General features: G+C 36.7%; 4 protein-coding genes and 1 pseudogene. 4 read left to right on the top strand and 1 reads right to left on the bottom strand.

The window, feature by feature from the left end:
* Positions 1–113 precede the first annotated feature (113 nt).
* Positions 114–641 carry a DUF4330 domain-containing protein gene (locus F6K22_RS29480; RefSeq protein WP_293106315.1) on the bottom strand — a complete coding sequence of 176 codons (528 nt, stop codon included), beginning with the start codon at positions 639–641 and terminating at the stop codon, positions 114–116.
* A gap of 997 nt (positions 642–1,638) precedes the next feature.
* On the opposite strand from F6K22_RS29480, the gene F6K22_RS29475 reads away from it, so the two are divergent.
* From F6K22_RS29475 to F6K22_RS42580, 4 genes and pseudogenes are all read left to right on the top strand, one after another.
* A complete protein-coding gene (locus F6K22_RS29475; RefSeq protein WP_293106312.1) occupies positions 1,639–2,493 on the top strand; it encodes a M48 family metallopeptidase in 855 nt (284 codons plus the stop codon).
* 330 nt (positions 2,494–2,823) lie between these two features.
* Entirely contained in the window at positions 2,824–3,072 is a 249-nt protein-coding gene (locus F6K22_RS29470; protein WP_293106309.1) for a hypothetical protein, read from the top strand.
* A gap of 743 nt (positions 3,073–3,815) precedes the next feature.
* Complete coding sequence (locus F6K22_RS29465; protein WP_293106306.1) at positions 3,816–4,988, top strand: FG-GAP repeat domain-containing protein; 1,173 nt, start codon at positions 3,816–3,818, stop codon at positions 4,986–4,988.
* A gap of 12 nt (positions 4,989–5,000) precedes the next feature.
* Positions 5,001–5,105: pseudogene (locus F6K22_RS42580) on the top strand (calcium-binding protein); the annotation flags it as partial.
* Between the last annotated feature and the right edge of the window lie 611 nt (positions 5,106–5,716).

Genomic DNA, 5,716 nt, shown 5'->3' with positions numbered 1-5,716 from the left:
TCGTGAGTTCTAAAATACTTTTTACCTTTTTCTTCCATTTTAAAATTTAATCACAACTATTTCCCTCACACCTCCCACACTTCCCACACCTCTTACCCTAATTATCCCTAAAATTACTCTTGTACTCGCACATCAATTACACTAGCATTAAAATTATAGTCCCTACCTTCTAGCTCAATTGTCATCCCAATTTTTACCTTAATATTTCCTAAAATAGGACCATCATCAGTAACTCTACCTTTACCTTCCAATGTTAATAAAACATTCCGACTAAATAGTTCTTTATCTCTAGGATCGGGTAAAGCTTTTACCGTTCCATCTGGTTGAGGAACTGCCACTTTTCGAGTCAAAAATTCTACAGATTTTAGGTCAACTTCTCCATAAGGTTGATTCCTAATAATCAATTGAGTTTTTTCCCCTTCCTTTAATAATTTTTCAGGGTAACGACCTTTTAAACCTAGAGCAATAGCATCTACTTCAACTGGTTTAGTCACAATATTACCCACTTGAGCAACAGAATTTTTATTAGTACCAGGAAAGACAAATATTCCCAATAATACCATGAAAATTATTAACACAGCGCCAACGTCTAAGACACTGACTTTACCAAATAATCGTCCTTGAGAATCCAGAATTTTCATAACTTCATAACTTAATTTTGATTTTGACAAAAGTAAACTACTCAACTAGAACTTACGCAACCCAAACAATAAACTGGATTTATTACCCTAATTTATTACCCTAATTTAATGCTTGATATTGCAAATTTTAGTTCATAAACCTTCTTTCTGCGTAAGTCCTGTCAATATTAAATCGCCCGATTATAAGGTGAGCTTTTGATACTCCTCCAGAATATCTCATATAGTATATAGTTAGTTGTCTGGGCACAAACTCAAGATTAGTGACATACTCCCACACTAACCTTGCAGTATAGTATGAGCTTCTCGTTTCCCAGTCCCGATGTTGCCTCGGACACGCGCATGCTTTAAGGACTGGATGCCTTACCGAACCATTAATAATTAATAATTATTAATTAAATAATTCAGCTTTCTTTGCCGACTCTTTCAAGGGGAAAAAGCGGTCGGAAAGCGGAGCAGTCCGTTAGGATGGGATGGCGAGGTTTCCCGCTCTTGACAGAGCCGCTTCGAAGTTCGCCATATCCAATCACCAATGCGAGAAAAGTGCTCTTGAATTTCCTTATATTCAATTCCGTAATGGTTTTAACTTTCTTGTAATTATCAATTATCCATTATCCATTATCCATTAATGAACACCCTATTTTTTTATTTAGCATATAAACTATCCATTATTAGACAATGTGGAGAAATTAATATAAGTATTATGAGCATTTTTACATGGCTAAAAAGGTGTAGTAAATCAAATTAATGATATTCCTCCAAAAAAAGAGCCTCTTAGAGAGATTACCATGACTTACGACAAAAATTAGTCTAAAGGATGAAGATAAGGAAGTTTTTTATTAACTAAACTCCCTTATCTTCCATAAAAAAATCAAGTTTTTGCTTTGCGGAAAAGCTATAGATAACTTTTGTAGTTAATAACAAGATTGGCAGAACATCATTCGCTAATTTATGACATCTTGATAAATTCAAAATCTACTACCTCTGAATAAAAAAGCCAATGTTGAAAAAACTATCTTTGATTTCTAAATCTTCCGATCGCCGAATATCATACCCACTAATATCCATCATGGTCGCTGCTAGTTTATGTGCAGGTACAGCATCTCCTACTCAAGCTATTCCTTGGAGGGAATTAATTTTTCAGGGTGTTCAGATGATGTCAATTTCTAATCTATCTGACCGTCAAGAAGTTGAACTAGGTAAACAAATTAATCAACAATTATTGAGAAAGGGAGATGTTAAACTTTATCCCGATCGCGCAGCAAACGAATATATAAATAGAATTGGGCAAAGATTAGTTGCAGCAAGTCCCCGCTCAGATATTCCCTATACTTTTCAGGTAGTAGAGGATGATAGTATAAATGCTTTTGCAACTATGGGAGGGTTTGTTTATATCAATACTGGTTTAATGAAAGCTGCGGATAATGAAGCAGAATTAGCTAGTGTCGTTTCCCACGAAATTGCTCATATTACCGAACGCCATGCGGTGAAACAATTACGTCGAACATTATTAGCACAGGGTTTAGCTACTGCAGCAGGGGTAGATCAGAATGTTGCAGTTCAACTGGGGGTAGAATTAGCATTACGTCGCCCCAAAAGTCGCCAGGCAGAATTTGAAGCAGATCGAGTTGGTATTGAAACCTTGGGAAGAGCGGGATATGCTCAATCTGGTGCAATTACATTTATGGAAAAATTGCTGAGAAAAAGTTCGCCGCCATCTTTTCTGAGCACTCACCCAGCAACATCGGCGCGAATTTCTCAGATGAAACAAATGATTAATCCTGAATTTGCCTATAATGGTGATGGGTTGGATGAGAGACGTTATCAGGTAATTGTAAGTAGATTAGTTCCGTAGCATACCTGATGGAAAAATTCTACAGCATATTTCGGACTAATGATGTACAAGTTGAAATGGTGAAATTCTTGTAGCAAATGCATCTTGTCTGTAATAAGTGTACCTCACGGGCAACGGAAACTGCTGTGTCTTCTAATCTAGATTAGACATCTCCAATGATAAAAAATCGGCGTTGGTGAAGCGCGTGTATGATATTAATCTTAATTATTTAGGAGTCAGGAGTCAGGAGTCAGGAGTCAGGAGGAAAGAAGGAAGAAGAAAGAATAGTAGACACAGAAAGTTTTTTGTTTGCGCTCTTATCCGGACAAGAAATCATACCTCAAATCACCAATGCCAAAAAATCAAATCAATTATTTTCTCCTACTCCCTCTTTTCTGGAGATGTCTATTATACCAATTTGATAAATATTTGCTACAAACAGCTAAAGTATTTTTTAGGAGTCAGGAGTTAGGAGTTATACCATTTATCAAAAAGAATTCTATACCCGATCGGGTGGGGAAGTGTGGGGAGTGTGGGGAGTGTGGGGAGGTAGGGACGTTGCATGCAACGTCCGTACAACATAAGAATAATAAACATTAACTGGGCTATTATTAGCAAAAAATGATTTATCCTGTATTAATTACTTAAGAACTGAAGTGCGACCTAAGTATAGTAATGCTTTTGAGAATTGGTATTAGGAGTCAGGAGTCAGGAGTCAGAATAAATAGCTTCCATACCATTTTGGCGTTGCTGAATCAAGGTATGAAAATAAAAATTGAACAATCTGAAATAGTTGTTATTCAATAGTTGAGAAATTATCAAAAAATACAAATCATACCCAAAATCAGTAACTCCCCATTTCTTAGTTCATAACTTATCTTATTGGTCAAAGAGACATTTCCTACAAAATATTTTTATCGCCCTTATTATTCGTAACATTCTTTTTTAAAATTGGTATTAGATATGTCCGATAACCAAAAATCAAATCAATTATCCTAATAAATAATCAATTATTTCTCCCTACACCCTACTCCCTACATCCTACTTCCTATTTTCTATATAAGTCCATTGACTATAGAAAAACCCAGACAAAGTGACTTAATTTAAACAGTAGTAATATGACAGAATGTCAAACTTTAAAATGACAAACTGTCAAACTTTTTTTTGTTAAAAATTACTATATAATACTTCGAGGATAAATCTTTCAAGAGCTTATAAATAAGTTCAATGAAGGCTTTTATTGAAAAATAAACTAGCTGATTTTTTTCATAAGATAATAGTATTTATGAAAAAATACTACTATCTTTTCCTGTTATTGTAGTAAACCAACCTTGAGTATATTAATGGAAGATTTAATTGTTTCTGTTGCCTTTGACCGGACTGATTTAGAAGTTGGAGATGCTCCTAGAGTTATTGTAACTAATGATTTCGATGGTGATGAAAATTTAGATTTAGTCGTTGCCAATTTTGGAGGTAGTGAAGTTTCTTTCCTCTCAGGAGATGGTACGGGAAATTTCAGTAACCCGATCGATATTTCAGTCGGACAAAACCCTGTCTCTCTAGTAACAGAGGATTTTGATGATGATGGAGAATCAGATTTAGCCGTTGTTAACTTTGCAGATAATAATGTTTCAGTATTACTTGGAGATGAGTCAGGTAATTTTGATGACCCTGTTAATTTTCCAGTAAATAATTTCCCTGGTCCGTTGAAAGTAAGTGATTTTAACGGAGATTCCTTGTTGGATATAGCAGTTGTTAACTTTGGAGGCGAAGGAGAATTCCCAGACCTTGGAGGAGATGGAGTTTCAATTCTTTTAGGAGACGGCGAAGGTAGTTTTGAGCCACTCCCAGAAATTTTCTTTGAAGATGGAGCTTTTGACCTGACAGTAGGAGATTTTGACGAGGACGGAAATGAAGATATAGCTGTTGTTAATTCTTTTAGCGATGACATTTCCCTCCTGTTTGGAAATGGGGATGGTACTTTTAGCGACCCCACTAACTTAGCAGCAGGAGATCGACCTGATGGGATTAATTCTGGCGATTTCAATCAAGATGGGAATATAGATTTAGCAGTCGCTAACGCAGATACAGAAGATGTTTCAATCTATTTAGGAGATGGCACTGGAGATTTTACTCGTACTGACTTTCCTGTAAGTTCGCTTCCAGTAGGAATTGGAGTAGGAGATTTTGATGGTGACAATATTGAAGATTTAGCAGTTGCCAATTTTCTGAGCGATAGTGCCTCAATTTTGCTAGGGGATGGATCTGGAAACTTTGATAATCGAAATGACGTAGGAGTAGGAAGTGGAGCTATAGGTGTAACTACTGGAGATTTTAACGAAGACGATCGCCTAGACCTAGTAATTGCCAACTTTGGACAAGACTCATCTGGTAACGAAATTTCGGTATTGCTCAATACAGGTCTGTTGATTAAAGGAACTCAGGATAACGATACCCTACCTGGTGCCGCAGAAAACGATAGTATTATTGGCGGTCGGGGTAATGACTCACTTTAGGGGAAAGACGGTGACGATGTTTTAGAAGGTCGTCAGGGTTTTGACCGCTTGTTTGGTGGTAATGGTGACGATACTCTTCGGGGTGGTCAAGGTCGCGTTCGCGTTAGCGTTGCGTAGCAAATCGCTTAAATGGTGGAACCGGAGATGACGAATTAACTGGCGGTGCTAGCATTGACCGCTTTATTTTCAATACGAATCAAGAATTTCAGTCAGAAGATTTAGGTATAGATAGTATTACCGATTTTTCTCAAACCCAGGAAGACATTATTCTTCTCGATCGCACAACTTTTAGTGCTATTAACAGTCAGTCGGGAACAGGTTTCAGTATTGCTGATGAATTTACAACAGTAACCAGTGACGAACTTGCAGCAACGGTTGATGCAGCTATCGTTTACAATAGTTCAAATGGTAATTTATTCTATAATCCTAATGGTAGTGATACTGGTTTCGGTAATGGAAGTCAGTTTGCCACTTTGACAAATACTCCTTCGTTGACAGCAGATGATTTCTTCCTTAGAAGTTAGTCAAGATTGTAATATCAAATCCGGTGTGCGATTCGTTTGGCCTAAGTAAACCCTAGTAGCGCGTCAAGCTTGAAATAGTGTTTTAGGAAAGTTCTACAAACCTTAGTCATAGCAAGAATTATACTAAAAAATTTAATACACCATTTTAAGCTTGACACGGCACTAGACCGTTTTATCTAAAATAGTGCAATAGGAAAAACTGAT

The sequence above is a fragment of the Okeania sp. SIO2F4 genome (assembly GCF_010672385.1).
GTDB lineage: Bacteria > Cyanobacteriota > Cyanobacteriia > Cyanobacteriales > Microcoleaceae > Trichodesmium.
The sequence above is the reverse complement of the archived record's forward strand: the minus strand, read 5'-3'. Positions and strand labels throughout refer to the sequence as shown.

Excerpts from the sequence above, each read along its gene's own strand:
- F6K22_RS29475 (WP_293106312.1), top strand. The coding sequence starts at position 1,639 with ATGTTGAAAAAACTATCTTTGATTTCTAAATCTTCCGATCGCCGAATA.
- F6K22_RS29470 (WP_293106309.1), top strand. The coding sequence starts at position 2,824 with ATGCCAAAAAATCAAATCAATTATTTTCTCCTACTCCCTCTTTTCTGG.
- F6K22_RS29465 (WP_293106306.1), top strand. The coding sequence starts at position 3,816 with ATGGAAGATTTAATTGTTTCTGTTGCCTTTGACCGGACTGATTTAGAA.
- F6K22_RS29480 (WP_293106315.1), bottom strand. The coding sequence starts at position 641 with ATGAAAATTCTGGATTCTCAAGGACGATTATTTGGTAAAGTCAGTGTC.